This is a genomic window from Streptomyces sp. NPDC104096 (genome assembly GCF_055584385.1).
Window position 1 is genome coordinate 98,260 of record NZ_JBVJMD010000001.1, and the last position, 26,563, is coordinate 124,822.

Consider the following 26,563-nt stretch of genomic DNA (forward strand, 5'->3'; position numbering starts at 1 on the left):
CGGGCTGATCCAGACGAAAGGCCCTAGCCCGAGAACGCCTCCGCGAACGCCCCCGAACTCTGCTTCACCCCGCTGCAGTCGGTCGCGGCGTCGTCCCGCGACGCCCGGCCGTCCTCGCACTGCTGGTCGCGGAAGGTGGACCACATGGACACCCAGGCGATCTCCTTCTCCTCGGCGAACGTCCGCACCTGGGCCGCGTCCGACAGCGAGAACGTCTCGTTGGCGACGTCGTTCACGCCGAGCATCGAGGTGAGGGCCATCCCCCGCCAGGCGGCCGCGTCGGACAGCCCGAACACCTCCTTCAGCTGGGTGTGGGTGGCCTTGGCCGAGGTGAGGGCGTAGTCGCCCATGTCGGCGGTGTACGACTCCCCGTAGTTCATCGTCATGATGTTCACGACGGAGACCTGGACGTCGTACTTGTTCGCGGACTTCAGCAGCGCCAGGCCCTCGGCGTCGAGGCCGCTGGGCATGACCGGCAGGGTGAAGGACACCCGCAGGCCGGGCCGGTCCTTCTGCAACTCGGCGATCGCCCGGGAGCGCAGGGCGACCGAGCCGGAGTCGGCCAGCTGGGTGCCCTCGATGTCGAAGTCGGCCTGGGTCGCCCCCGCCGCGTCCAGCGCCCGGCCGTAGGCGTCCGCCAGCTTCGAGGCGCTGTCGCAGACCGACGCCAGTTCCTTGCCGGAGGCCCCGCCGAAGGAGACGCGCACGCTCGCGCCGGACTTCGTCAGCTTCGCGATCCGGGACTTCACCGCCGGGTCCCCGACGGCCGAGGTGCCGTTCCACTTCGGCGTACAGCTGCCGTCCGAGATCACGAAAGCCAGGTTGTACGTCGTCGGGGAGCCGGCCGAGTCATTGGCCGAGGCCTCCTCGGCGCTGACGTACGGCTCGTACGACGGGGTCTGCGAGGCACCCCCCGAACCCTTGTCCGAAGCACCCGCCGAGGGGGAGGAGTCGGACTGTTCCGGCGCCGCGGGTGCCGCGTCCGACGTGCCGCCGGACCCCGCGGAGCAGCCCGCCGTGGCCATGGCAAACAGGCAGGCCAGCCCGGCCATCGGCCTCAGGAAACTCCTCATTGCGTATGCACCCGCTCTCGTGATTTCTGTCTCAGGATGGAAACAAAGCGTGATTGCCGTATGGAAATGTCTCACATCACGCTGTGGTCTTTCGTGCACAGGTATCTCACAGGAATTTCATGGAAAGGTGTGGGCAAGTTGGGCGAAACGCCCGTACGAAAGGGGCATTCGATACGCCCGTGCGGGCGACAGGGGGCGTCGGGATTTACGGTTTCTCTTAGTGAAAAGACAGGTTGGAGTGCCTCTCATAGTGGGCTCACAGGGAAGTCGAAGGGGTTGGCACATAAAGCGTCCCTAATATCCGTGGAATGCATTCAGAGACTGCCATCGAAAGTCGTGGCGCCGACCGTGGTCGCCGTCGCAAACGCGGCAACGCCTCCGTCGAGGGGCCCGTGTTCGTTGACAACTCGGGACGCAGATCGAAGCTGCTGCGGCGGATCGGCGTCCTCCTGGGCGTGGTCTGCCTCGCGTACGCGGGTGTGCTCGGCGCCGCCTTCATGGGGTGGGGCACCTCGCTGAACCCGTCCTCGCTCCTGCCGTTCGGGGACACCGCGCAGAGCGTGCAGGGACCCGGCGGCCTGCGGCCGGACGGCGGCATCGGCAACCGGATCGGCCGCCCCGGCGGCACCCCGTCGGCACTGCCCTCAGGTGCCGCCGACCCGACCTCGTCCGCGTCCGCCGCCGCGGCCGCCAACTGACGGGAACGCAGCCACCCTCATGACGACCACGACGTCCCCCCGCGGCCGGCGCCGCGCCCCCACCCGTATCGAGCGGGCGGCCGGCCGGGCCGCGGCACTCCAGAAGCCCCGTGTCATCCTCGCTCTGCTGCTCCTGCTCGCCCTGACGTGCGTGATGCTGCTCGACGGCTATCTGCGCGCCGAGGTCGGCGGTGACGAACGGGTGCGCGACGGGGCGAGTTCGAGCAAGGTCCCCGAGAAGATCCTCGACGGCGGTCCGATCCTCACCTTCCGGGGCGGGCAGGCCACGAGCGTCTCGGTGCCGGACAAGACGATCGCCCTCACCTTCGACGACGGCCCGAACCCCACCTGGACGCCCCAGGTCCTGAAGATCCTTCAGGAGAACGACGTGCCCGGCACGTTCTTCCTGGTCGGCTCGATGGTCTCGCGCTATCCGGGCATCGTGAAGACGATGGTCGAACAGGGCAACGAGGTCGGAATCCATACTTTCACCCATGTCGACCTTTCGTACCAGAGCGGCACCCGGGTCGACCGGGAAATGGAACAGACTCAGCTCGCCCTGGCGGGCGCGGCCGGCATCACGACGACGTTGTTCCGCGCGCCGTACTCCTCCGAGACGGACGCGATCGACAACTACAGCTGGCCCGTCTACAAGAGGCTCGGCGAGGACGGCTACACCAGCGTCTTCGTCGACACCGACAGCGACGACTGGAAGCGGCCGGGCGTCTCGAAGATCATCCAGTGGGCGACGCCGAGCGGCACCGACGGCGCGTCGGTCCTGTTCCACGACGCGGGCGGCGAGCGCTCCCAGACGATCGAGGCGCTGCCGAAGTACATCAAGAAGATGAAGGCGAAGGGCTACACCTTCACCACCATCAGCGGCGTCATGCAGAAGGACGAGGCGGCGGGCCGGGGCACGGCCGCGAAGGGCACGGGCTCGGGCGCGGCCGCTACAGGCGCGGGCACGGATGCGGACCGGCAGCAGGCGGCGGGTGCCGCCGATGCCGGTGCGTCCGGCGGTCAGCCCACCGGAACCCCGCCGAACGGCGGCGGCACCACAGGCGGCACCACCGCCGGCACCACCTCCGGTCTCCAGGCCGCGCACCGGCAGGCCACCGGCGCCACCCTCTACGAGGGCAAGGCCCTGATCGTGGCGGTGGCCGTCGCCGAGTGGACGGTGCCCGTGCTCTCGGTCGGGCTCATGGTCGTGGGCGTCGCCGTCATGGGCCGCTTCGGGATGATGCTGATCCTCGCCCGCCGCCACTACCGGCAGCGCAACAGACGCCGGTTCGGCTGGGGGCCCACGGTGACCCGGCCGGTGAGCGTGATCGTCCCGGCGTACAACGAGAAGGAGTGCATCGCCAACACCCTGAAGTCGCTGGCGCAGAGCACCCATCCGATCGAGATCATCGTCGTCGACGACGGTTCCACGGACGGTACCTCCGAGATCGCCCGTGCCGCGGCCGAGTCGCTCGGCATGACGAACGTCCGGGTCGTCCGCCAGGAGAACGCGGGCAAGCCGGCCGCCCTCAACAACGGTGTGCGCAGCGCCAGTCACGACATCGTCGTGATGATGGACGGCGACACCGTCTTCGAGCCGGACGCCGTGCACCAGCTGGTCCAGCCCTTCGCCGACCCGGAGGTCGGCGCGGTCGCGGGCAACGCCAAGGTGGGCAACCGCGACACGGTCATCGGCGCCTGGCAGCACATCGAGTACGTGATGGGCTTCAACCTCGACCGCCGGATGTACGACCTGCTGCGCTGCATGCCCACCATCCCGGGTGCGATCGGCGCGTTCCGCAGGGACGCCGTGCTGGAGGTCGGCGGGATGAGCGAGGACACCCTCGCCGAGGACACCGACATCACCATCGCCATGCACCGCGACGGCTGGCGGGTCGTCTACCAGGAGCACGCCAAGGCCTGGACGGAGGCGCCCGGTTCGCTCAAGCAGCTCTGGTCCCAGCGCTACCGCTGGTCGTACGGCACCATGCAGGCGCTGTGGAAGCACCGCAAGTCCCTGACGGACAAGGGGCCGTCGGGCCGATTCGGCCGGGTGGGCATGCCGCTGGTGGTGATCTTCCAGATCGTCACCCCGGTCTTCGCGCCCCTCATCGACGTGTTCACCGTCTACTCGATGATCTTCATCGACTTCCGGGCGGCCCTGCTGGCCTGGCTGGCGGTGCTGGCGGTCCAGCTGACCTGCGCGGCGTACGCGTTCCGTCTCGACCGCGAGAAGTACCGCTACCTGCTGATGATGCCGCTCCAGCAACTGGCCTACCGGCAGATGATGTACCTCGTCCTCATCCACTCCTGCATCACCGCACTCACCGGCGGCCGGCTGCGGTGGCAGAAGCTCAAGCGCACCGGCGAGGTCGGCACCCCGGCGGGGGCGAGCCGATGAGCTGGGGAGCGGAGCAGCAGCCGTACCGGCCGGGGTATCCGCCGCAGGGGCACGGCCACGGCCACGGGCAGCAGCCGCAGCAGCCCGGGTACGGGTACGAGCAGGGCTACGGGCAGGGCTACGGGTATGGATACGGCGGTCAGGAACCGCAGCAGCAGTACGTACGGCAGCCCTACCCCCAGCCGCACGCGGGGTACGGGCAGCAGCAGCCGCCGGCCGACCTGACGACGACGCTGCCCCCGGTGGAGACCGAGCCCGAACCCGGGTCTGCGCCCGAAGCAGAGCCGGAGACCGAGGCGCCCGCCGGCGCGGAGGAGACGCCCCCCTCTCCGCCCCCGCCCCCACCCGCGCCGAAGCCGGCCGGCCGTGACCGCTACTTCGACACCCTGCGCGCCGTGGCGCTGGTGCGCGTGGTCGCGTATCACACGTTCGGGTGGGCCTGGGCGGGGATGGTCTTCCCCTCGATGGGGATCATGTTCGGCCTGGCCGGCACCCTGATGGCGAAGTCCCTGGAGCGCCCGGCGGCCAAGGTCGTGAGGAGCCGGCTGCGCAGGCTGCTGCCGCCGTTCTGGTTCTGGGGCTTCTTCGTGGTCCTCGCGATGCTGCTCCACGACTGGATGCCGGGCTGGCAGATCGTCTACTGGGTCGTGCCGCTGGGCGATCCGCCGGGCAACGCCTGGGGCGAGCAGGCCTGGGAGATCCTCTGGTACCTGCGGACGTACCTCTGGTTCGTGCTGCTGTCCCCGGTGCTGCTCAGGGTGTTCCGGGCGGCCCCGGTGCCGGTCCTGCTGGCCTCCCTGGCCCCGATCACGGTCCTCCAGCTCGTCTGGTCGCCGCCCGACGGACGCTTCGGCAGCGCCCTGTGGGACCTGGCGACGTACCTGTTCTGCTGGATCCTCGGCTTCGCGCACCGCGACGGAGTGCTCCAGCGGCTGCGGCCGGCCGTGGTCGTCGTGCTCCCGCTCGCCGCGATCGCCTTCGGCGGCTGGTACGCCCTCTCGCACCAGGGCGAGTTCGGCACCTACGACCTGGACGAGATACCGCTCGCGCAGGCCTTCTGGTCGGCCGGGTTCGTGACGCTGCTGATGTACTTCAAGGCGCGCTTCGCGGTCGACTTCGCCGGCCTCTCCCGGTTCCGCCGGCTGGACCGGATCGTGACGGTCTTCAACGCCCGCGCGGTGACGATCTACCTGTGGCACGAGATAGCGCTGATCCTCGCCGTCCCGCTGATAGACCGGTTCTGGGACGTGCCCGCGTTCGAGAAGTGGCTGCCGCTGGAGAGCCAGTGGTTCATGTTCGGCATCGGCTGGATCCTGATAGCGCTCTTCGTGTTGCTGTGCGGGTGGGTCGAGGACGTGGCGGCCAGGAAGAGGCCGAGGCTGCTGCCGTGACACGTCGGTGGGTGGGCCGGGCGTGGGTGCGTCCGGCCCGTACTGCCACAATGGGCCGGTGACCCGCGCATCCTTGGACAAGCAGCCGCACGAAGTCGCCTCGATGTTCGACAACGTGGCGGAACGGTACGACCTCACCAACGACGTGCTGTCCCTCGGTCAGGACCGGCGCTGGCGCAAGGAGGTCGCGAAGGCGGTGGACGCCCGCCCCGCCCAGAAGGTCCTCGACCTGGCCGCCGGTACGGCGACGTCGTCGCTCCCCTTCGCCCGCACCGGCGCCTACGTCGTCCCCTGCGACTTCTCCATCGGGATGCTCCAGGTCGGCAAGAAGCGCAACGGCTGGCTGCCGTTCACGGCCGGCGACGCGACCCGGCTGCCCTTCAAGGACGACACCTTCGACGCCGTCACCATCTCCTTCGGGCTGCGCAACGTGCAGGACACCGACACCGCGCTGCGGGAGATGTACCGGGTGACCAAGCCCGGCGGCCGCGTGGTGATCTGCGAGTTCTCCCACCCGACCTGGGCGCCGTTCCGCACCGTCTACACCGAGTACCTGATGCGCGCGCTGCCGCCGGTGGCCCGCGCGGTCTCCTCCAACCCCGACGCGTACGTCTACCTCGCCGAGTCCATCCGCGCCTGGCCCGACCAGTCCGGACTCGCCGCGCGCCTGCGCGGGGCCGGCTGGTCGAAGGTGGCCTGGCGGAACCTGAGCGGCGGCATCGTCGCCCTGCACCGGGGCTTCAAGCAGGCCTGAGGCGGGCCTTCGGCGCGCGGCCGCTCCCCGTGGCCGTGCCCCCTGCCCTTCCGCTACCTGGTCACCTCGAAGGCGCCGCCCGGTTCGCCCAGTTCGCGCTGCATCCCGCCCCCGGTGGGGTTCGGGATCCGTGGCTCGCGCACGCCGGCGCCTCCGCCGCCCTCCCCCTCGCCGAGGTCGAACCACACGGTCACGACGACACCGCGCGGCACCTCGACACCGGGCGGCGGATACTGCCGTACGACGTAGTCGACGACGGTTCGATGGAATTCGGGCCGGTCGGGTGCGGCCAGCAGCAAGCCGTGCGCCGCGGCGGTCTCGCGGGCGTCCACGGCCATGAGACCGACGAGCTTGGGTACGCGCACTTCAGGCGTTTTGGGTGTCAAGCGCACAGATGTCACCCCCAGCGGTACTGGCAGAGTAACCGCCCGAGGGTGCCGTCCGGAAGCTTCAAGTGGCTTTCTGTGACGAATACTTACTTAGCGTCACCCGTTGCTTGCGGGATTCACAACGCGAGCCGGTAGCAGTGCCCCTCCTTCTTCGAGGTCGGGGTCGTGAACGTCTCGGCGAGGCTCATGCCCAGCCGCCGGGTGACCGCGATCGACCGGGCGTTCTGGGACAGGACCATCGCCACCACGCTCTCCACCCCCGCCGCGCGCACCCGCTCCAGCGTCAGCTGCGCGGCCGCGGTCGCGTACCCCTTGCCCCAGTGCTCCCGCCCGAGCCGCCAGCCGATCTCGATCTCGCCCTTCGGCCCCCACTCCTGCGGCCACGGCTGCGCCCCGGTGAAGCCGATGACCCGGCCGGACTCGTCCAGCATCGTCCACAGGCAGAAGCCGCGTTCGGCGTCGTGCCGGCGCTGGCGGGCCGTGAGTTCCTCGTAGACGTACAACTCCGAGGATCTGCCGCCGTGGAACTCCATGACATCGGGGTCGTCGAAGATCCGATGCCAGGCGACGGCGTCCTCGTCGGTGGGGACGCGCAGGTGCACGACGGGCAGAGGTCGGTTCACGGAGCAGCCCTTCATCCGGGTGATCAATTCTGCTGAATAGACTGCCCATGTCCAGTGCCGGTCGGCACGCAGATTTCGAACCTTGGGGAGATCCCGCCGTGACCGAGCCACTCTCCGACAACACCGCCGATGTGATCGTCGTGGGCGCGGGGCCGGCCGGCTCCGCCACCGCCTACCACCTGGCCCAGGCCGGCCTCGACGTACTCCTGCTGGAGAAGACCGAGTTCCCGCGCGAGAAGGTCTGCGGCGACGGACTCACCCCGCGCGCCGTCAAGCAACTCGTCGCGATGGGCGTCGACATCTCGGAGGAGGCCGGCTGGCTCCGCAACAAGGGGCTCAGGATCATCGGCGGAGGCGTCCGCCTCCAGCTCGACTGGCCGGAACTCGCCTCCTTCCCCGACTACGGGCTCGTCCGCAAGCGCGACGACTTCGACGAGCAGCTCGCCCGCCAGGCGCAGAAGGCGGGCGCCCGCCTGTTCGAGCGCTGCAATGTCTCCGGCCCGGTCATCGACGACCGCACCGGCCGGATCACCGGTGTGACGGCCAAGCTCGGCGAGGAGAAGCGGGAGGTCACCTTCCACGCCCCGCTGGTGGTGGCCGCCGACGGCAACTCCACCCGGCTGTCCCTGGCGATGGGACTGCACCGCCGTGAGGACCGCCCGATGGGCGTCGCGGTGCGCACGTACTTCACCTCGCCGCGGCACGAGGACGACTACCTGGAGTCCTGGCTGGAACTGTGGGACCGCCGCGGCCCCGGCGAGGACCGGCTGCTGCCCGGCTACGGCTGGATCTTCGGCATGGGCGACGGCACGTCGAACGTCGGACTGGGCGTGCTCAACACCTCGGACTCCTTCAAGGAACTCGACTGGCGCGAGGTCCTGAAGGCCTGGTGCGCGTCGATGCCCGAGGACTGGGGCTACACCCCGGACAACATGACCGGCCCGATCCGCGGCGCGGCCCTGCCCATGGCCTTCAACCGCCAGCCCCACTACACCAAGGGCCTGCTCCTCGTCGGCGACGCCGGCGGTCTGGTCAACCCCTTCAACGGCGAGGGCATCGCCTACGCCATGGAGTCCGGCCAGATCGCGGCCGACGTCATCGTCCAGGCCCACGCCCGTTCGACCCCGGCGCAGCGCGAGACGGCCCTCCAGCACTACCCGCGGGTCCTCAAGGACACCTACGGCGGCTACTACACGCTGGGGCGCGCCTTCGTGAAGCTCATCGGCAACCCGAAGGTCATGAAGATCGCGGCCCAGCGCGGTCTGACCCACCCGATGCTGATGAAGTTCACCCTCAAGCTCCTCGCCAACCTCACCGACCCGACCGGCGGCGACGCGATGGACCGCATCATCAACGGCCTGAGCAAGGTGGCCCCGAAGGCCTGACCCGGGGAAGGGGTCCCGGCCGAGGACCGGGACCCCTTCATGCCGGAAGGGCCGCTGCCCCCGAGCGGCTGCGGCCCTTCACCCCGTACGGCTTGCGCGTGCGCGTCAGAGCATGCGCACCGCGCCGCTCGGCGGGTCGTACGACAGGGGCTTCATCACGACGCCCGTGGACGGGTTCTGCGCGCCGACGAACATGCCGTCACCGACGTACACCGCCACGTGGTACGCGCTGCCCGCGCTGCCCCAGTACAGGATGTCGCCTGGCTGGAGGTTGCTCAGCGAGACCTGGGTGCCGGCGACCGACTGGTCCTGGGAGACGCGCGGCAGGTCGATGCCGACCTGCTTGAAGGCGGCCTGCACCAGACCCGAGCAGTCCCACGAGTTGGGGCCGGTGCCACCGGAGACGTAGGCGTCGCCGACCTGGGCCTTGACGAAGGCGATGACGGCCGCGGCCGAACCGGTCGCCGTCGAGGTGCTCGCCTGCGTGGCCGTGGAGGCGCTCGTGCTGAGCGTGTCCCGCGCCGAGTCGCGCGAGGCGCGCTCCGCGGCGGCCTTGCGGGCCGTCTCGGCAGCCTTCTTCCTGGCCGCCTCGGCCTTCTGCTTCGCCTCGGCCAGGTCCGCCTTGGCCTGCTTCGCGGCATTCGCGGCAGCCGCGTCGCGCTCGGCCTGGAGCTGGTAGTCCGCGGCGGCCTGCTGCGTGGCGTCCGCGGACTGGGCGATCTGGGCGACCAGGTCGCCGGTGAGGGTGGGCATTTCGAAGGTCTGCGTCACCGGCTCGGCGGCGTTGGCCGCGCCCGATGCCGCGACGGCCAGGGTGCCGAGGACGCCGCCGGCGACTCCGGCCCGCATCGCGATCGTCGACGCGCTGCGGCGGGGCTTCCGGTGGCTGCGTATGTGAGCGGTGTGGGACATGGGTACTAGCGGTATCAGGGGCTCCTCCATACCTTCAAGCAACGTGTGCTGCGCCACAATTGTTCAACGGGGCCCCTCAATACCGTTCGCGCCACTCCTTATTGACGCCGTAACGGACATTGTGGACACAGGTGATCAAGCCTGTGATCACGGTCTTTCGCGGTTACGTCCGAATTGCCCGCGACCTACCATCGCCGAGGACCGTTGGCCAAGCCCGGTTCTCATGGGACTCTCATGGATGTGGCGGAGGTCACGGAACGGTCACCGGGGCGGCCGCGTCTCGCGCGGGAGGCGGCGTCGCCGCGCGTCGACGGTCCGCGCCCGGCCGGTGATCGGCCTCGCGCCCGGCTCTCCCATCCGACTCCTCTCCGCCCTTTCTTCGTGCCCCCGCTCCGCTCCGGCTCGCCTCCGGTTCGCGCCCCGGGGAGCTCGTGAACGCGTGCACGCGTCCACATCGCGTTGCCCGGCTCCCTCTGATGTGTGAATGCCGCCCAATATCAAGGGGTCCGGCCCAGCGCCAATTTGCATGCAAGGGAAGCCTCTTGATATTGAGACGCCCCCGACCACCTGCGCGGACGAGGGAAAATGTCACCTCTGGTGACCACTCGGACGCTTCACGTGTGAAGATCACCGCTCATCCGACTTCATGATCCTTCGTCAGGTGGTGGAGATCACAAAGCTTGTGCAATACCCCGTGTCGCAGATCACAGACCGGCAGGCATAAGATGCGAGGCGGTTGGGCTTGTGACCTGCTTCACATGTTCGCGATCTTCGCCCGGACGGGCGAGGTTCGCGGGACCGGTGAGGAGGGCCCCGGGCCCGACGCAACCGCCACCAGTCAGTGCCGACTGAGAGGAGCGAGGAGCGGTGAACGCGTATGCGCCCATCCTCGTACTGGGAGCCCTCGGGGCAGGCTTTGCGATCTTCTCCGTGGTCATGGCCACGCTGATCGGTCCGAAGCGGTACAACCGGGCCAAGCTCGAGGCCTACGAGTGCGGCATCGAGCCGACCCCCACGCCGGCCGGCGGCGGGCGCTTCCCCATCAAGTACTACCTGACGGCGATGCTCTTCATCGTCTTCGACATCGAGATCGTCTTCCTCTACCCGTGGGCCGTCACCTTCGACGCCCTGGGTGTGTTCGGGCTCGTGGAGATGCTGCTCTTCGTGCTCACCGTCTTCGTCGCCTACGCGTATGTGTGGCGGCGCGGCGGGCTGGAATGGGACTGAGGGGCCAAGGGACATGGGACTCGAAGAAAAGCTGCCGAGCGGTTTCCTGCTGACCACCGTCGAGCAGGCCGCGGGCTGGGTGCGCAAGGCGTCCGTCTTCCCCGCCACGTTCGGCCTGGCCTGCTGCGCCATCGAGATGATGACCACCGGTGCCGGACGGTACGACCTGGCGCGCTTCGGCATGGAGGTCTTCCGGGGCTCTCCGCGCCAGGCGGACCTGATGATCGTCGCCGGCCGGGTGAGCCAGAAGATGGCGCCGGTGCTGCGGCAGGTCTACGACCAGATGCCGAACCCCAAGTGGGTCATCTCCATGGGGGTCTGCGCCTCCTCCGGCGGCATGTTCAACAACTACGCGATCGTCCAGGGCGTCGATCACATCGTCCCCGTCGACATCTATCTGCCCGGCTGTCCGCCGCGGCCCGAGATGCTGATGGACGCGATCCTCAAGCTGCACCAGAAGATCCAGACCTCCAAGCTCGGCGTGAACGCGCGGGAAGCGGCCCGGGAGGCGGAGGAAGCGGCGCTCAAGGCCCTGCCCACGATCGAGATGAAGGGGCTGCTGCGATGAGCGACGCCAACGGCCACGGCGGCGCCGACGGGGTGAACCCCGACAAGGACCTGGCCGCCGACAACCTCCCCGGCCAGCGCGGTCAGGGCGGTGAGCAGATCCGCGTGCAGCGCGGCATGTTCGGCGCCGACAACGGCGGCGACACCAGCGGGTACGGCGGTCTGGTCCGCTCGGTCCGGCTCCCGGGTCCGGCGAGCCGCCCCTACGGCGGCTGGTTCGACGAGGTCGCCGACGAACTCGAGGGCGCGCTGGAGGAGCAGGGGCTGCTCGCCGGGAACGCGATCGAGAAGACGATCGTCGACCGCGGCGAACTGACCTTCCACATCGAGCGCGAGCACCTGGTGCGGGTCGCCCGCACCCTGCGCGACGACCCGGCCCTGCGCTTCGAGCTCTGCACCGGTGTGAGCGGGGTGCACTACCCGAGCGACAAGGGCCGTGAGCTGCACGCCGTCTACCACCTGCGCTCGATCACCCACAACAGGCTGATCCGCCTCGAGGTCAGCGCCCCGGACAGCGACCCGCGCATCCCGACCCTGGTCCCCGTCTATCCGACGAACGACTGGCACGAGCGCGAGGCCTACGACTTCTTCGGGATCGTCTTCGACGGTCACCCGGCCCTGACGCGGATCATGATGCCGGACGACTGGCAGGGCCACCCGCAGCGCAAGGACTACCCCCTCGGCGGCATCCCCGTCGAGTACAAGGGCGCCCAGATCCCGGCTCCGGACCAGCGGAGGTCGTACTCGTGAGCACGCAGTCAGCATCCGCGGCGTCGGCCGCCTCGGCGCGCGAGACCACCGAGGGCACCGTATATACGGTCACCGGTGGCGACTGGGACGAGGTCGTCCAGTCCGCGGCCCGCGCCGACGACGAACGCATCGTCGTCAACATGGGTCCTCAGCACCCGTCCACCCATGGAGTGCTTCGCCTGATCCTGGAGATCGACGGCGAGACGGTCACCGAGGCCCGCTGCGGCATCGGCTACCTGCACACCGGCATCGAGAAGAACCTCGAGTTCCGGACGTGGACGCAGGGCACCACCTTCGTGACGCGCATGGACTACCTGACGTCCTTCTTCAACGAGACCGCCTACTGTCTCGGCGTCGAGAAGCTCCTCGGCATCGAGGACCAGATCACCGAGCGCGCCAAGATCATCCGGGTGCTCCTGATGGAGCTGAACCGGTTGTCCTCCCACCTGGTGTGCATCGCCACCGGAGGCATGGAGCTCGGCGCCACCACGATCATGATCTACGGATTCCGTGATCGTGAAATGATTCTCGACATCTACGAGCTCATCACGGGCCTGCGGATGAACCACGCGTACATCCGCCCCGGCGGACTCGCCCAGGACCTGCCGCCCGGCGCGGTGGACCAGATCCGCGAGTTCGTGAAGAAGATGAGGAAGAACCTCCCGGAGTACGACAAGCTCGCCACCGGGAACCCCATCTTCAAGGCCCGTATGCAGGACATCGGCTATCTCGACCTGGCCGGCTGCATGGCCCTCGGCGCCACCGGCCCGATCCTGCGCTCCACCGGCCTGCCGCACGACCTGCGCAAGGCGCAGCCGTACTGCGACTACGAGACGTACGACTTCGAGATCCCGACCGCCGACTCCTGCGACGCCTACGGCCGCTTCCTGGTCCGGCTGGAGGAGATGCGCCAGTCGCTCGCGATCGTCGAGCAGTGCCTGGACCGGCTCCAGCCCGGCCCGGTCATGGTCGCCGACAAGAAGATCGCCTGGCCCGCCCAGCTCGCCCTGGGACCGGACGGACTGGGCAACTCCCTCGACCACATCAAGAAGATCATGGGCACCTCCATGGAGGCCCTGATCCACCACTTCAAGCTGGTCACCGAGGGCTTCCGGGTACCGCCGGGACAGGCGTACGCGGCGGTCGAGTCGCCCAAGGGAGAGCTCGGGGTGCATGTCGTGTCCGACGGCGGCACCCGCCCCTACCGGGTCCACTTCCGGGACCCGTCCTTCACCAACCTTCAGGCCATGGCGGCGATGTGCGAGGGCGGCCAGGTCGCCGACGTCATCGTCGCCGTCGCGTCCATCGACCCCGTGATGGGAGGCGTCGACCGGTGACCACCAGTTCTTCGGAGCGCGGCGTCAGCCTGGGCATGCCCGAACTGCCCGCGCCCGGCTACCCGGACGACGTCCGAGCCCGGCTGGAGGCCGACGCCCGCGAGATCATCGCGCGCTACCCGGACTCCCGGTCGGCCCTTCTGCCGTTGCTGCATCTCGTGCAGTCGGAGGAAGGACACGTCACACGCACCGGGATGCGGTTCTGCGCGGACGTGCTGGACCTGACCACCGCCGAGGTCACCGCGGTCGCGACCTTCTACACGATGTACCGGCGCAGGCCGAGCGGCGACTACCAGGTGGGCGTCTGCACCAACACGCTGTGCGCGGTGATGGGCGGCGACGCGATCTTCGAGACCCTCCAGGAGCACCTGGGCGTCGGCAACGGCGGGACCACCGAGGACGGCAAGGTCACCCTGGAGCACATCGAGTGCAACGCGGCCTGCGACTTCGCGCCGGTCGTGATGGTCAACTGGGAGTTCTTCGACAACCAGACCCCGGGCAGCGCCAAGCGTCTCGTCGACGACCTGCGCGCGGGACGGCCGGTCGAGCCCACGCGCGGGGCGCCGCTGTGCACCTTCAAGGAGACCGCGCGGATCCTGGCGGGCTTCCCCGACGAGCGGGAGGGGGCCGTCGAGGCCGGCGGCAGTGCGGGACCCGCGTCGCTGGTGGGCCTCCGCCTGGCCAGGGGAGAGGCCGCACCCGCGCGCGTGGTCCATCCGCGCGACGGCGGTCCGCACGACGAGCCGCGGGACAGGGTCGTGCACGAGCCCTCGCCCACCGAGCACCTGAGCTCGCACGACGCGCCGCAGGCCACATCGGCCTCCGACCCGGCCCACCCGGCAGGGCCCGCCGCCGAGGAGGGGGAGTGATGACCTTGGCACCCGAGCTGAAAGACACCAGCCCCGAGAAGCTGCTCGCACCCGTGCTGTCGGCCTTCTGGGACGAGGACCGGTCCTGGACGCTGGACGTCTACCGGAGGCACGAGGGATACGAGGGGCTCCGCAAGGCGCTCGCGATGTCGCCGGACGACCTGATCGCGTACGTCAAGGACTCCGGTCTGCGCGGACGCGGCGGCGCGGGATTCCCGACGGGAATGAAGTGGCAGTTCATTCCCCAGGGCGATGGGAAACCGCACTATCTGGTTGTCAACGCCGACGAATCGGAGCCGGGGACCTGCAAGGACATCCCGCTCCTCTTCGCGAACCCGCACAGCCTCATCGAGGGCATCGTGATCGCGTGCTACGCCATCAGGTCGTCGCATGCCTTCATCTATCTGCGTGGTGAGGTCGTCCCGGTGCTGCGGCGGTTGCACGAGGCCGTGCGCGAGGCCTACGCGGCCGGCTACCTCGGCGAGAACGTCCTGGGCAGCGGACTCGACCTCGAACTCACCGTGCACGCGGGCGCCGGCGCGTACATCTGCGGTGAGGAGACCGCACTGCTCGACTCGCTCGAAGGCCGCCGTGGTCAGCCGCGGCTGCGTCCCCCCTTCCCCGCGGTCGCGGGCCTCTACGCGTGCCCGACTGTGGTGAACAACGTCGAGTCGATCGCGTCGGTTCCCGCGATCCTGCAACGGGGCAAGGACTGGTTCAGGTCGATGGGCAGCGAGAAGTCCCCGGGCTTCACGCTCTACTCGCTCAGCGGCCATGTCGCCAGCCCCGGCCAGTACGAGGCCCCGCTCGGCATCACGCTGCGGCAGCTCCTGGAGATGAGCGGCGGGATGCGCCCGGGGCACCGGCTGAAGTTCTGGACGCCCGGCGGTTCCTCGACGCCGATGTTCACCGACGAGCACCTCGACGTCCCCCTTGATTACGAAGGAGTGGGCGCCGCGGGTTCCATGCTCGGCACCAAAGCTCTCCAGTGCTTCGACGAGACGACCTGTGTCGTGCGCGCCGTGACGCGCTGGACCGAGTTCTACGCCCACGAGTCCTGCGGCAAGTGCACGCCGTGCCGCGAAGGCACCTACTGGCTGGTGCAGTTGCTGCGCGACATCGAGGCCGGCAAGGGCGTGATGTCCGACCTCGACAAGCTGAACGACATCGCCGACAACATCAACGGCAAGTCGTTCTGCGCCCTCGGCGACGGCGCCGCCTCGCCGATCTTCTCCTCGCTGAAGTACTTCCGCGCGGAGTACGAGCAGCACATCACGGGCCGCGGCTGCCCCTTCGACCCGGCCAGGTCGACGGCCTGGGCCGACCGCACGGAGGTGAACGCATGACTGTGACCACCAGCGCTCCCTCCGGAGGGGGAGAGGCGGCGGTCCCGCCGGAGGACCTCGTCTCGCTGACCATCGACGGCGTGGAGATCAGCGTGCCCAAGGGCACCCTGGTCATCCGGGCCGCCGAACAGCTCGGCGTCGAGATCCCGCGCTTCTGCGACCATCCCCTCCTCGATCCGGCCGGCGCCTGCCGGCAGTGCATCGTCGAGGTCGAGGGCCAGCGCAAGCCGATGGCGTCCTGCACGATCACGTGCACGGACGGGATGGTGGTGAAGACCCACCTCACCTCGCCCGCCGCCGAGAAGGCCCAGCAGGGTGTGATGGAGCTGCTCCTCATCAACCACCCGCTGGACTGCCCGGTCTGCGACAAGGGCGGCGAGTGCCCCCTGCAGAACCAGGCGATGTCGCACGGCAACGCCGAGTCCCGCTTCGAGGGCCGCAAGCGCACGTACGAGAAGCCGGTCCCGATCTCCACACAGGTGCTGCTCGACCGCGAGCGGTGCGTGCTGTGCGCGCGCTGCACCCGCTTCTCCAACCAGATCGCCGGCGACCCGATGATCGAGCTGGTCGAACGGGGTGCGCTCCAGCAGGTCGGCACCGGCGAGGGCGACCCGTTCGAGTCGTACTTCTCCGGGAACACCATCCAGATCTGCCCGGTCGGGGCGCTGACCTCGGCGGCGTACCGGTTCCGTTCCCGCCCCTTCGACCTGGTCTCCTCGCACTCCGTGTGCGAGCACTGCTCCGGCGGCTGCGCGACCCGCACCGACCACCGGCGCGGCAAGGTCATGCGGCGCCTCGCGGCCCCCGACCCGGAGGTCAACGAGGAGTGGATGTGCGACAAGGGGCGCTTCGCGTTCCGGTACGCGCAGACACGGGACCGGATCGAGACGCCGCTGGTGCGCAACGCCGCGGGTGTTCTGGAGCCCGCGTCCTGGCCGGAGGCGCTGGAGGCGGCGGCCCAGGGGCTGGCCGCGGCCCGTTCCCGGGCCGGCGTCCTGACCGGCGGCCGCCTCACCGTCGAGGACGCCTACGCCTACAGCAAGTTCGCGCGCGTGGCGCTCGACACCAACGACATCGACTTCCGCGCGCGCGTGCACAGCGGCGAGGAGGCCGACTTCCTGGCCGCGCGGGTCGCCGGACGCGGCCGTGACCTCGACGGTACGGGTGTCACGTACACGTCCCTGGAGAAGGCGCCCGCCGTCCTGCTGGTCGGGTTCGAGTCCGAGGAGGAGGCCCCCGGCGTCTTCCTGCGGCTGCGCAAGGCCTGGCGGACGCACAAGCAGAAGGTGTACGCCCTGGCGACGTACGCCACCCGCGGTCTGGAGAAGGCGGGCGGCACGCTGCTGCCGGCGGCTCCCGGGACCGAGACCGAGTGGCTGGACGCGCTGGCGAGCGGCGTGGGTCTGGAGGAGGGCGGCACCGTCGCCGCCGAGGCGCTGCGCACCGAGGGCGCGGTGATCGTCGTCGGCGAGCGGCTGGCCTCGGTCGCGGGCGGGCTGACCGCGGCCGTCCGGGCCGCCGGGGTGACCGGCGCGAAGCTGGTCTGGATCCCGCGCCGGGCGGGCGAGCGCGGCGCGGTCGAGGCGGGTGCGCTGCCGACCCTGCTGCCGGGCGGGCGCCCGGCCACCGACCCGCGCGCGCGTGAGGAGGTCGCGGCCGCCTGGGGCGTCGCCGAGCTTCCGCACCGCTTCGGCCGTGACACCGGGCAGATCGTCGAGGCCGCCGCCCGAGGAGAGCTCCAGGCGCTGGTGGTGGCGGGCGTGGAGGTCGCCGACCTGCCCGACCCGGCACGCGCGCGTGAGGCGCTCGCCTCGGTCGGCTTCCTGGTGTCGCTGGAGCTGCGGCCCAGCGAGGTCACCGTCCACGCGGACGTGGTGTTCCCGGTGGCTGCGGTCGCCGAGAAGGCGGGCAGCTTCCTCAACTGGGAGGGCAGGGTCCGCTCCTTCGAGGCCGCGCTCAAGCCCGATCAGCTCACGCGCCGGCTGGCTCCCGGCGACGCGCGCGTGCTCCACATGCTCGCCGACGCCATGGACGTCCACCTGGGCCTGCCGGACCTGCGCACCGCCCGCGCGGAGCTGGACCGGATCGGCGCGTGGGACGGGCCGCGGGCCTCGAACCCCTTGCAGACCGCGGGTGTGCTGGCGCGGCCCGCGGCCGGTGAGGCCGTGCTGGCCGGGCACCGGCTGCTGCTCGACCAGGGCGTCCTCCAGGAGGGCGACGACGCGCTCGCCGGCACCCGGCACCCGGCACGCGCGCGTGTGTCGGCCGCCACGGCCGCCGAGGCGGGCGTCAAGGACGGAGATCTGCTGGCCGTGACCGGTACCGCCGGAACGGTCGAACTCCTGCTGGAGGTCACCGAGATGCCCGACCGGGTGGTCTGGCTCCCGCTGAACTCCACCGGCGGCGGCGTCGCCTCCGACACCGGGGCGCAGCCCGGCTCCCTCGTCCGCATCGGCCCGGCGACGCTCGCCGCCGAAGCTCCCAAGGAGGTGGAGGCATGAGTCCGTACCTCGCCGCTGAAGACCTCTCGATGTTCGGCCACGACCCCTGGTGGCTGGTCGTCGTCAAGGCGGTGTTCTGCTTCGCCTTCCTGATGGTGACCGTGCTGTTCTCCATCGTCTGGGAGCGCAAGGTCGTCGCCTGGATGCAGCTGCGCATCGGCCCCAACCGGCACGGCCCCTGGGGCATGCTCCAGTCGCTCGCCGACGGCATCAAGCTGATGCTCAAGGAAGACGTCATCGTCAAGCGCGCGGACAAGGTGGTCTACGTCCTCGCGCCGATCGTCGCGGCCATCCCGGCCTTCATGGCCATCGCGGTGATCCCCTTCGGCCCGGCCGACAACGAGATCTCGATCTTCGGCACGCGCACCACGATGCAGCTCACCGACCTGCCGATCGCGATGCTCTACGTGCTCGCGGTCGCGTCGGTCGGCATCTACGGGATCGTGCTGGCGGGCTGGAGCTCCGGATCCACCTACCCGCTGCTCGGCGGCCTGCGCTCCTGCGCGCAGATGATCTCGTACGAGATCGCGATGGGCGCCGCGTTCGCTTCGGTGTTCCTCTACTCGGGTTCGATGTCGACCTCGACGATCGTGGAGCAGCAGCACGACCGCTGGTACGTCCTGCTGCTGCCGGTCTCCTTCGTGATCTACATCGTCACGATGATCGGCGAGACCAACCGGGCCCCGTTCGACATGCCGGAGTCCGAGGGCGACCTGGTCGGCGGCTTCAACACCGAGTACTCCTCGATCAAGTTCGCGATGTTCATGCTCGCCGAGTACGTCAACATGGTGACGGTCTCGGCCGTGTCGACCACGCTGTTCCTGGGCGGCTGGCGGGCCCCGTGGCCCATCAGCACCTTCTGGGAGGGCGCGAACCACGGCTGGTGGCCGATGCTCTGGTTCGTGGTGAAGGTGCAGCTGCTGCTGTTCGGCTTCATCTGGCTGCGCGGCACGCTGCCCCGGGTCCGCTACGACCAGCTGATGAAGCTCGGCTGGAAGGTCCTCATCCCGGTCTCCGTCGTCTGGCTGATGCTCGTGGCGACCGTGCGGACCCTGCGCAACGAGCACTACGACTTCGCCGACATCGCCCTGTACGTCGGCGGCGCCGTCCTCGTCCTGCTGCTGCTGTCCTTCGTCGCCGACCTCTTCCGCGACAAGGCGGAGAAGGCCGAGGCGGCCGGGCGGACCGCCGAGGAGGCGGTCGGCTTCGACCCGATGGCCGGTGGATTCCCCGTACCCCCGCTGCCGGGACAGGAGCTGCCGCCGGTGCCCCGGCGGCGCCCGCACCGCGAGCGGGAGTTGATTGTCAGTGGTGGATCCGATACTGCGAGTGACGGATCGATCGGCGGATCTCGTGACGGAAAGGAGGCGTCCGATGACTGAGGAGCCCAAGGAGACCAAACCCGGTTTCCAGAACCCCGTGGCCGGCTTCGGTGTGACCTTCAAGGCCATGTTCAAGAAGCGGCTGACCGAGCAGTACCCGGAGCAGCAGAAGACCACCGCTCCGCGCTTCCACGGGCGGCACCAGCTCAACCGTCATCCGGACGGCCTGGAGAAGTGCGTCGGCTGTGAGCTGTGCGCCTGGGCCTGTCCCGCCGACGCCATCTATGTGGAGGGCGCCGACAACACGGACGAGGAGCGCTACTCGCCGGGCGAGCGGTACGGCCGCGTCTACCAGATCAACTACGCCCGCTGCATCCTGTGCGGCCTGTGCATCGAGGCGTGCCCCACGCGCGCGCTGACGATGACGAACGAGTTCGAGCTGGCCGACTCCAGCCGCGCGAACCTCATCTACACCAAGGAGCAGCTCCTCGCCGGGCTCGACGAGGACATGGTCGACACCCCGCACGCCATCTACCCGGGGATGGACGAGCAGGACTACTACCGGGGGCTGGTCACCGAGGCCGCTCCCGGCACGGAGCGCCAGGTCGCCGTCTCCAAGGGCGAGCAGCCCGGGGAGCAGGAGGTGAAGGCATGAGCGCGCAGCTCGCCGCCTACTCCACCTCGACCGGAGAGGCCTTCCAGTTCTGGGTCCTCGGCTCGGTCGCGCTGATCGGGGCCCTGGGCACCGTCTTCATGCGCAAGGCCGTGCACAGCGCGCTCTGCCTGGCCGGGACCATGATCGTCCTGGCGGTGTTCTACCTCGCCAACGGCGCCTACTTCCTGGGCATCGTGCAGATCGTCGTCTACACCGGCGCGATCATGATGCTGTTCCTGTTCGTGGTGATGCTCGTCGGCGTGACGGCGGCCGACTCCTTGAAGGAGACCATCAAGGGCCAGCGCTGGCTGGCCCTCGTCAGTGGTCTGGGCTTCGGCGTCCTGCTGCTGGCCGGCATCGCCCACGCCTCCCTCACCGAGTTCGACGGCCTGGGACAGGCCAACGCGAACGGCAATGTGCAGGGGCTCGCCGCCCTGCTCTTCACCAAGTACGTCTTCGCCTTCGAGATCACCGGCGCGCTGCTGATCACCGCCGCCGTCGGCGCCATGGTGCTCACCCACCGCGAGCGCACCGAGCGCGCGAAGACGCAGCGCGAACTGGCCGAACAGCGGGTACGGGAGGGCAAGCACCTGCCGCCGCTGCCGGCACCGGGTGTCTACGCCCGGCACAACGCCGTGGACATCGCGGGCCTGCTGCCCGACGGCACCCCGTCCGAGCTCACGGTCAGCAAGACGCTGCGCGAGCGCGGCCAGATCCGTGACGTGTCCACCGAGGCGCTCAACGACCTCCGTGCGCTGGAGCAGCGTGCCGAGGAGCGCCTGGAGCGGACGGAGGCCGAACCGGCGACCTTCCGGCGGACCGAGGAGGCGTCGAAGTGAACCCCGTGAACTACCTCTATCTCGCGGCCCTGCTGTTCACGATCGGCGCCACCGGCGTACTGATCCGGCGCAACGCCATCGTGGTCTTCATGTGCATCGAGCTCATGCTGAACGCCTGCAACCTCGCGTTCGTCGTCTTCTCCCGGATGCACGGCAATCTCGACGGCCAGATCATCGCCTTCTTCACGATGGTCGTCGCCGCCGCGGAGGTCGTGGTGGGCCTGGCGATCATCGTGTCGCTGTTCCGTTCCCGCCACTCGGCCTCGGTCGACGACGCCAGCCTGATGAAGCTGTAAGGGGTCGGAAGAATCGTGGAGAACCTGATCGCGCTGCTGATCGCGGCGCCCCTGCTCGGAGCGGCCGTCCTGCTGGTCGGCGGCCGGCGGCTGGACGCCGTCGGCCACTGGATCGGCACCGCCCTGGCGGCCGCCTCCTTCGCCGTCGGAGTCGTCCTCTTCGCCGACCTGCTCGGCCGGAGCGCCGAGGACCGGACGCTGACCCAGCACCTGTACAGCTGGATCCCGGTCGAGGGCTTCCAGGCGGACGTCGCCTTCCGCCTGGACCAGCTGTCGATGACCTTCGTGCTGCTGATCACGGGCGTCGGCTCGCTGATCCACCTGTACTCGATCGGGTACATGGAGCACGACGAGCGGCGGCGCCGCTTCTTCGGCTACCTGAACCTGTTCCTCGCGGCGATGCTGCTGCTCGTCCTCGCCGACAACTACCTTCTGCTGTACGTCGGCTGGGAGGGCGTCGGCCTCGCCTCGTACCTCCTCATCGGCTTCTGGCAGCACAAGCCCAGCGCGGCCACCGCGGCCAAGAAGGCCTTCCTGGTCAACCGCGTCGGCGACATGGGCCTGTCGATCGCCATCATGCTGATGTTCACCACCTTCGGGACCTTCGCCTTCGGTCCGGTGCTCGGCAGCCACGAGCACCCCGGTCTCGCCGGTGACGCGACCGGCGGGAAGCTCACCGCCATCGCCCTGATGCTGCTGCTCGCGGCCTGCGGCAAGTCCGCCCAGGTGCCGCTGCAGTCCTGGCTCGGGGACGCGATGGAGGGCCCGACCCCGGTCTCGGCCCTCATCCACGCCGCGACGATGGTGACCGCGGGCGTGTACCTGATCGTCCGGTCCGCGGCGATCTTCAACGGCAGCCCCGACGCACAGCTCGTGGTCACCGTCGTCGGCGCGGTCACGCTCCTGTTCGGTGCGATCGTCGGTTGCGCGAAGGACGACATCAAGAAGGCACTGGCCGGCTCGACCATGTCGCAGATCGGCTACATGGTGCTCGCCGCGGGCCTCGGCCCCATCGGCTACGTCTTCGCGATCATGCACCTGGTCACCCACGGCTTCTTCAAGGCCGGACTGTTCCTCGGCGCCGGTTCGGTCATGCACGGCATGAACGACGAGGTCGACATGCGGAAGTACGGCGACCTCAGGAAGTACATGCCGATCACCTTCGCGACCTTCAGCCTCGGCTACCTCGCCATCATCGGCTTCCCGGGCCTGTCCGGCTTCTTCTCCAAGGACAAGATCATCGAGGCGGCCTTCGCCAAGGGCGGCACCGAGGGCTGGATCCTCGGCGGCGCGGCCCTGCTCGGCGCGGCCATCACCGCGTTCTACATGACGCGCGTGATGCTGATGACGTTCTTCGGCGAGAAGCGCTGGCAGCCCGACGAGCACGGCCACGAGCCGCACCCGCACGAGTCGCCCAGGTCCATGACGATCCCGATGATCGTGCTGGCCTTCGGATCCGTCTTCGCGGGTGGCCTGTTCAGCATCGGCGACCGCTTCCTGAACTGGCTGGAACCCGTCACCGGGCACGCCGAGGGCGACTCGCCCCTCAGCCCGATGACGGTCACCCTGGTCACCACGGCCCTGCTCGTCGTCGGCGTCGCCCTCGCGTACGCCCGGTACGGACGGCGCCCGGTCCCGGTCGTCGCCCCGCGCGGGTCGCTGCTCACCCGGGCCGCCCGCCGCGACCTCTACCAGGACGACTTCAACCACGTCGTCCTCGTACGCGGCGGGGAGCACCTGACGCGCTCCCTGGTGTACGTCGATCACACCCTGGTCGACGGCGTCGTCAACGGCACGGCGGCCTCGGTCGGCGGGCTCTCCGGACGGCTGCGCCGGCTGCAGAACGGCTTCGCGCGGTCGTACGCGGTCTCGATGTTCGGCGGTGCGGCACTCCTCGTCGCCGCGACCCTGCTGATGAGGGCGGTCTGATACCGATGTCCTTTCCTCTGCTGACAGCGACGGCGACGCTCCCGGCCGTCGGGGCGATCGCCACGGCCGCCGTGCCGGCCGCCCGACGCAACGTCGCCAAGGCGCTGGCGCTGCTCGTCTCGCTCGCCACCCTCGCTCTGGCGATCGTCGTCCTGGTCCGGTTCGACCCGGGCGGCGACCGGTACCAGCTCACCGAGTCCCACGCCTGGATCAAGGAGTTCGGGGTCAGGTACGAGCTGGGCGTGGACGGCATCGGGGTGGCGCTGATCGCGCTGACCGCCCTGCTGATCCCGTTCATCGTCCTCGCGGGCTGGCACGACGCCGACCCGCTGGAGACCGGAAGCCGCCGCTGGCGGCCGACGCAGGGCTTCTTCGCCCTGATCCTGGCCGTCGAGGCGATGGTGATCCTCTCCTTCGAGGCCACCGACGTCTTCCTCTTCTACGTCTTCTTCGAAGCCATGCTGATCCCGATGTACTTCCTCATCGGCGGCTTCGGGGACCGTGCCCACGAGCACGGGGAGGCGGCCGCGTCCACGCAACGCTCGTACGCGGCGGTGAAGTTCCTCCTCTACAACCTGGTCGGCGGTCTGATCATGCTGGCCGCGGTGATCGGCCTCTACGTGGTGGCCGGCAACTTCAGCCTCCAGGAGATCGCGCAGGCGCGGGCGAACGGCTCGCTGCACATGGCGACCAGCACCGAACGCTGGCTGTTCCTGGGCTTCTTCTTCGCCTTCGCGGTGAAGGCCCCGCTGTGGCCGCTGCACACCTGGCTGCCCAACGCGATGGGGGAGGCCACCACTCCGGTCGCCGTCCTCATCACGGCGGTGGTCGACAAGGTGGGCACCTTCGCGATGCTCCGCTACTGCCTCCAGCTCTTCCCGGAGGCCTCGAAGTGGGCGACGCCCGCGATCCTCGTACTGGCGCTGATCAGCATCATCTACGGGGCGCTGCTCGCCGTCGGACAGCGTGACATCAAGCGGCTGGTGGCGTACGCGTCGATCTCGCACTTCGGGTTCATCGTCATGGGCATCTTCGCGATGACCAGCCAGGGCCAGTCCGGCGCCACGCTCTACATGGTCAACCACGGGATCTCGACGGCCGCGCTGATGCTGGTCGCGGGCTTCCTGATCTCCCGGCGCGGCTCCCGGCTCATCGCCGACTACGGCGGCGTGCAGAAGGTGGCCCCGGTCCTCGCGGGCACCTTCCTGATCGGTGGTCTGGCGACCCTCTCCCTGCCGGGTCTGGCGCCGTTCGTCAGCGAGTTCCTGGTGCTGGTCGGCACGTTCGCGCGCTATCCGGCGATCGGCGTCATCGCCACCTTCGGCATCGTCCTCGCCGCGCTCTACACCCTCGTCCTCTACCAGCGGACGATGACGGGCCCGGTGAAGACGGAGGTCGAGGCGATGCCGGACCTCAGGGCCCGCGAACTCCTGGTCGTCGCGCCGTTGATCGTCCTGCTGATCTTCCTGGGTGTCTACCCGAAGCCCGTCACGGACATCGTCAACCCGGCGGTCAAGCAGACCCTGTCCGACGTCCAGAAGAAGGACCCCCAGCCCGAGGTGGAGGCGGCCAAGTGAGCGCAACAGCCGTCCACAGCCTGTGGACAACCGCGGCAACCGCGGCCGGCCCGATCTCGAAGATCGAAACGCCGAAGATCGAATACGGGCAGCTCTCGCCCACCCTGATCGTCGTGGGCGCCGCGATCATCGGGGTGCTGGTCGAGGCGTTCGTGCCCCGCAAGTCCCGTTACCACGCACAGCTGTTCGTGTCCGCGGTGGCGCTCGTCGCCGCCTTCGCCGCGGTGATCGCCCTCGCGGCCGGCGGCTACGGCACCACCAAGGCGCACATCGCGGCGATGGGCGCGATCGCGGTCGACGGACCGTCCCTGTTCCTCCAGGGCACGATCCTGCTGACCGCCCTGGTCGGCCTGTTCACGTTCGCCGAACGCCGCCTCGACCCGCAGGCGCACGGCAACCGGGTCGACTCGTTCGCGGCACAGGCCGCGTCCGTGCCCGGCAGCGACAGCGAGAAGGCGGCCGTGAAGGCCGGGTTCACCACCACCGAGGTCTTCCCGCTGCTGCTCTTCGCGGTCTCCGGCATGCTGGTCTTCCCCTCGGCCAACGACCTGCTGACGCTGTTCGTGGCCCTGGAGGTCTTCTCGCTCCCGCTGTACCTGCTCTGCGCGCTGGCCCGCCGCAAGCGGCTCATGTCGCAGGAGGCCGCCGTCAAGTACTTCCTGCTCGGCGCCTTCGCCTCCGCGTTCACGCTCTTCGGCATCGCCCTGCTGTACGGGTACGCCGGGTCGGTGTCGTACGCCACCATCGCGCAGGTCGTCGAGGGCAGGGTCACCAGCGTCGACCCGGCGCTCGCCGGCACCATGGGCAACGACGCGCTGCTGCTCGTCGGCACCGCGCTGCTCGCCATGGGCCTGCTGTTCAAGGTGGGCGCGGTCCCGTTCCACATGTGGACGCCGGACGTGTACCAGGGCGCCCCGACACCGGTGACCGGATTCATGGCGGCGGCGACCAAGGTCGCGGCCTTCGGCGCGCTGCTGCGACTGCTGTACGTCATCCTGCCTGGCCTGCGCTGGGACTGGCGGCCCGTCATGTGGGGCGTCGCGATCGTCACGATGCTGGGCGGCGCGATCGTCGCGATCACCCAGACCGACATCAAGCGGCTGCTGGCGTACTCCTCGATCGCGCACGCGGGATTCATCCTCGCCGGTGTCGTCGCGACCACACCGGACGGCGTGTCCTCGGTGCTCTTCTACCTGGGCGCGTACTCGTTCGTGACGATCGGCGCGTTCGCGGTCGTCACCCTCGTCCGCGACGCGGGCGGCGAGGCGACGCACCTGTCCAAGTGGGCGGGTCTCGGCCGTAGGTCGCCGCTGGTGGCGGCCGTGTTCGCGGTGTTCCTGCTGGCCTTCGCGGGCATCCCGCTGACCTCCGGCTTCGCCGGGAAGTTCGCGGTGTTCCGCGCGGCGGCGGAGGGCGGGGCGGCCCCGCTGGTCGTGGTCGGTGTGATCTCGTCGGCGATCGCGGCGTTCTTCTACATCCGGGTGATCGTGCTGATGTTCTTCAGCGAACCGAAGCCGGAGGGTCCGACGGTCGCGGTGCCGTCGCCGCTGACGATGACCGCGATCGCGGTCGGCGTCGCGGTGACCCTGGTCCTCGGTGTGGCGCCGCAGTACTTCCTGGACCTGGCCGGCCAGGCGGGGGTGTTCGTGCGCTGACCCACGACACCGCGAGACACGGCTGCCCGGCACCCGCGGAGGGGTGCCGGGCAGCCGCGCGATCAAG

At 69.5% G+C, this 26,563-nt stretch carries 23 protein-coding genes; 19 read left to right on the forward strand and 4 right to left on the reverse strand.

The window, feature by feature from the left end:
- Nucleotides 1–23: 23 nt before the first annotated feature.
- Nucleotides 24–1,073 (reverse strand): chitinase, encoded by a 1,050-nt coding sequence (locus tag ACZ60B_RS00500; RefSeq protein WP_469382982.1) that lies wholly within the window; start codon nt 1,071–1,073, stop codon nt 24–26.
- A gap of 392 nt (nt 1,074–1,465) precedes the next feature.
- Here ACZ60B_RS00500 and ACZ60B_RS00505 point away from each other — a divergent pair, with 392 nt between their 5' ends.
- The 4 genes from ACZ60B_RS00505 to ACZ60B_RS00520 are packed head-to-tail and all read left to right on the forward strand — an operon-like array spanning nt 1,466 to nt 6,317.
- Complete coding sequence (locus ACZ60B_RS00505) at nt 1,466–1,771, forward strand: hypothetical protein (RefSeq protein WP_469382984.1); 306 nt, start codon at nt 1,466–1,468, stop codon at nt 1,769–1,771.
- A 19-nt stretch (nt 1,772–1,790) separates the two neighbouring features.
- Nucleotides 1,791–4,172 (forward strand): bifunctional polysaccharide deacetylase/glycosyltransferase family 2 protein, encoded by a 2,382-nt coding sequence (locus ACZ60B_RS00510; protein ID WP_469382986.1) that lies wholly within the window; start codon nt 1,791–1,793, stop codon nt 4,170–4,172.
- A complete protein-coding gene (locus tag ACZ60B_RS00515; RefSeq protein ID WP_469382988.1) occupies nt 4,169–5,563 on the forward strand; it encodes an acyltransferase family protein in 1,395 nt (464 codons plus the stop codon). Before ACZ60B_RS00510 ends, ACZ60B_RS00515 begins: the two co-directional genes overlap by 4 nt.
- Nucleotides 5,564–5,621: 58 nt before the next feature.
- Nucleotides 5,622–6,317 carry a demethylmenaquinone methyltransferase gene (locus ACZ60B_RS00520; RefSeq protein ID WP_469382990.1) on the forward strand — a complete coding sequence of 232 codons (696 nt, stop codon included), beginning with the start codon at nt 5,622–5,624 and terminating at the stop codon, nt 6,315–6,317.
- Between the two features lie 53 nt (nt 6,318–6,370).
- On the opposite strand, the gene ACZ60B_RS00525 is transcribed toward ACZ60B_RS00520, so the two are convergent.
- A complete protein-coding gene (locus ACZ60B_RS00525) occupies nt 6,371–6,709 on the reverse strand; it encodes a PASTA domain-containing protein (RefSeq protein ID WP_450664195.1) in 339 nt (112 codons plus the stop codon).
- A 113-nt stretch (nt 6,710–6,822) separates the two neighbouring features.
- Complete coding sequence (locus ACZ60B_RS00530; RefSeq protein WP_469382992.1) at nt 6,823–7,329, reverse strand: GNAT family N-acetyltransferase; 507 nt, start codon at nt 7,327–7,329, stop codon at nt 6,823–6,825.
- A gap of 47 nt (nt 7,330–7,376) precedes the next feature.
- Here ACZ60B_RS00530 and ACZ60B_RS00535 point away from each other — a divergent pair, with 47 nt between their 5' ends.
- Nucleotides 7,377–8,714 carry a geranylgeranyl reductase family protein gene (locus ACZ60B_RS00535; RefSeq protein ID WP_469382994.1) on the forward strand — a complete coding sequence of 446 codons (1,338 nt, stop codon included), beginning with the start codon at nt 7,377–7,379 and terminating at the stop codon, nt 8,712–8,714.
- 105 nt (nt 8,715–8,819) lie between these two features.
- On the opposite strand, the gene ACZ60B_RS00540 is transcribed toward ACZ60B_RS00535, so the two are convergent.
- The gene (locus ACZ60B_RS00540; RefSeq protein ID WP_469382995.1) at nt 8,820–9,626 is read right to left on the reverse strand and encodes a C40 family peptidase; all 807 of its coding nucleotides are present in this window, start codon (nt 9,624–9,626) and stop codon (nt 8,820–8,822) included.
- Nucleotides 9,627–10,493: 867 nt separating this feature from the next.
- Here ACZ60B_RS00540 and ACZ60B_RS00545 point away from each other — a divergent pair.
- The 14 genes from ACZ60B_RS00545 to nuoN are packed head-to-tail and all read left to right on the forward strand — an operon-like array spanning nt 10,494 to nt 26,496.
- On the forward strand, nt 10,494–10,853 hold the full coding sequence (locus ACZ60B_RS00545) for an NADH-quinone oxidoreductase subunit A (RefSeq protein ID WP_007383963.1): 360 nt from the start codon (nt 10,494–10,496) through the stop codon (nt 10,851–10,853).
- A gap of 13 nt (nt 10,854–10,866) precedes the next feature.
- Nucleotides 10,867–11,421, forward strand: coding sequence for a NuoB/complex I 20 kDa subunit family protein (locus tag ACZ60B_RS00550; RefSeq protein ID WP_152885510.1), 555 nt, complete (start codon nt 10,867–10,869; stop codon nt 11,419–11,421).
- Nucleotides 11,418–12,170, forward strand: a complete 753-nt coding sequence (locus ACZ60B_RS00555; RefSeq protein ID WP_469382999.1) for an NADH-quinone oxidoreductase subunit C — start codon at nt 11,418–11,420, stop codon at nt 12,168–12,170. The genes ACZ60B_RS00550 and ACZ60B_RS00555 overlap by 4 nt, the downstream gene beginning before the upstream one ends.
- Nucleotides 12,167–13,507 (forward strand): NADH-quinone oxidoreductase subunit D, encoded by a 1,341-nt coding sequence (locus ACZ60B_RS00560; RefSeq protein ID WP_469383001.1) that lies wholly within the window; start codon nt 12,167–12,169, stop codon nt 13,505–13,507. The genes ACZ60B_RS00555 and ACZ60B_RS00560 overlap by 4 nt, the downstream gene beginning before the upstream one ends.
- A complete protein-coding gene (nuoE, locus tag ACZ60B_RS00565; protein WP_469383003.1) occupies nt 13,504–14,376 on the forward strand; it encodes an NADH-quinone oxidoreductase subunit NuoE in 873 nt (290 codons plus the stop codon). The genes ACZ60B_RS00560 and nuoE overlap by 4 nt, the downstream gene beginning before the upstream one ends.
- On the forward strand, nt 14,376–15,722 hold the full coding sequence (gene nuoF / locus ACZ60B_RS00570) for an NADH-quinone oxidoreductase subunit NuoF (RefSeq protein ID WP_469383005.1): 1,347 nt from the start codon (nt 14,376–14,378) through the stop codon (nt 15,720–15,722). The genes nuoE and nuoF overlap by 1 nt, the downstream gene beginning before the upstream one ends.
- Nucleotides 15,719–18,223 (forward strand): NADH-quinone oxidoreductase subunit G, encoded by a 2,505-nt coding sequence (locus ACZ60B_RS00575; RefSeq protein WP_469383007.1) that lies wholly within the window; start codon nt 15,719–15,721, stop codon nt 18,221–18,223. The genes nuoF and ACZ60B_RS00575 overlap by 4 nt, the downstream gene beginning before the upstream one ends.
- Nucleotides 18,220–19,605, forward strand: coding sequence for an NADH-quinone oxidoreductase subunit NuoH (gene nuoH, locus ACZ60B_RS00580; protein ID WP_469383009.1), 1,386 nt, complete (start codon nt 18,220–18,222; stop codon nt 19,603–19,605). Before ACZ60B_RS00575 ends, nuoH begins: the two co-directional genes overlap by 4 nt.
- Entirely contained in the window at nt 19,598–20,200 is a 603-nt protein-coding gene (gene nuoI, locus ACZ60B_RS00585) for an NADH-quinone oxidoreductase subunit NuoI (protein ID WP_469383010.1), read from the forward strand. The genes nuoH and nuoI overlap by 8 nt, the downstream gene beginning before the upstream one ends.
- Entirely contained in the window at nt 20,197–21,039 is an 843-nt protein-coding gene (locus tag ACZ60B_RS00590; protein WP_469383012.1) for an NADH-quinone oxidoreductase subunit J, read from the forward strand. The genes nuoI and ACZ60B_RS00590 overlap by 4 nt, the downstream gene beginning before the upstream one ends.
- Nucleotides 21,036–21,335, forward strand: a complete 300-nt coding sequence (gene nuoK, locus ACZ60B_RS00595; protein ID WP_009190046.1) for an NADH-quinone oxidoreductase subunit NuoK — start codon at nt 21,036–21,038, stop codon at nt 21,333–21,335. Before ACZ60B_RS00590 ends, nuoK begins: the two co-directional genes overlap by 4 nt.
- 15 nt (nt 21,336–21,350) lie before the next feature.
- On the forward strand, nt 21,351–23,264 hold the full coding sequence (gene nuoL / locus ACZ60B_RS00600; protein ID WP_469383014.1) for an NADH-quinone oxidoreductase subunit L: 1,914 nt from the start codon (nt 21,351–21,353) through the stop codon (nt 23,262–23,264).
- A gap of 5 nt (nt 23,265–23,269) precedes the next feature.
- On the forward strand, nt 23,270–24,841 hold the full coding sequence (locus ACZ60B_RS00605) for an NADH-quinone oxidoreductase subunit M (RefSeq protein WP_469383016.1): 1,572 nt from the start codon (nt 23,270–23,272) through the stop codon (nt 24,839–24,841).
- Nucleotides 24,838–26,496: an NADH-quinone oxidoreductase subunit NuoN gene (gene nuoN, locus ACZ60B_RS00610; RefSeq protein ID WP_469383018.1), complete on the forward strand. Its 1,659-nt coding sequence runs from the start codon at nt 24,838–24,840 to the stop codon at nt 26,494–26,496. Before ACZ60B_RS00605 ends, nuoN begins: the two co-directional genes overlap by 4 nt.
- The last annotated feature ends 67 nt before the right edge of the window (nt 26,497–26,563 follow it).

Coding starts and splice junctions, on each gene's coding strand:
- ACZ60B_RS00500 (WP_469382982.1), bottom strand. CDS start 1,073: ATGAGGAGTTTCCTGAGGCCGATGGCCGGGCTGGCCTGCCTGTTTGCC.
- ACZ60B_RS00575 (WP_469383007.1), top strand. CDS start 15,719: ATGACTGTGACCACCAGCGCTCCCTCCGGAGGGGGAGAGGCGGCGGTC.
- nuoI (WP_469383010.1), top strand. CDS start 19,598: ATGACTGAGGAGCCCAAGGAGACCAAACCCGGTTTCCAGAACCCCGTG.
- ACZ60B_RS00550 (WP_152885510.1), top strand. CDS start 10,867: ATGGGACTCGAAGAAAAGCTGCCGAGCGGTTTCCTGCTGACCACCGTC.
- nuoF (WP_469383005.1), top strand. CDS start 14,376: ATGACCTTGGCACCCGAGCTGAAAGACACCAGCCCCGAGAAGCTGCTC.
- ACZ60B_RS00590 (WP_469383012.1), top strand. CDS start 20,197: ATGAGCGCGCAGCTCGCCGCCTACTCCACCTCGACCGGAGAGGCCTTC.
- ACZ60B_RS00605 (WP_469383016.1), top strand. CDS start 23,270: ATGTCCTTTCCTCTGCTGACAGCGACGGCGACGCTCCCGGCCGTCGGG.
- ACZ60B_RS00555 (WP_469382999.1), top strand. CDS start 11,418: ATGAGCGACGCCAACGGCCACGGCGGCGCCGACGGGGTGAACCCCGAC.
- ACZ60B_RS00535 (WP_469382994.1), top strand. CDS start 7,377: ATGTCCAGTGCCGGTCGGCACGCAGATTTCGAACCTTGGGGAGATCCC.
- ACZ60B_RS00515 (WP_469382988.1), top strand. CDS start 4,169: ATGAGCTGGGGAGCGGAGCAGCAGCCGTACCGGCCGGGGTATCCGCCG.
- nuoH (WP_469383009.1), top strand. CDS start 18,220: ATGAGTCCGTACCTCGCCGCTGAAGACCTCTCGATGTTCGGCCACGAC.
- ACZ60B_RS00510 (WP_469382986.1), top strand. CDS start 1,791: ATGACGACCACGACGTCCCCCCGCGGCCGGCGCCGCGCCCCCACCCGT.
- ACZ60B_RS00540 (WP_469382995.1), bottom strand. CDS start 9,626: ATGTCCCACACCGCTCACATACGCAGCCACCGGAAGCCCCGCCGCAGC.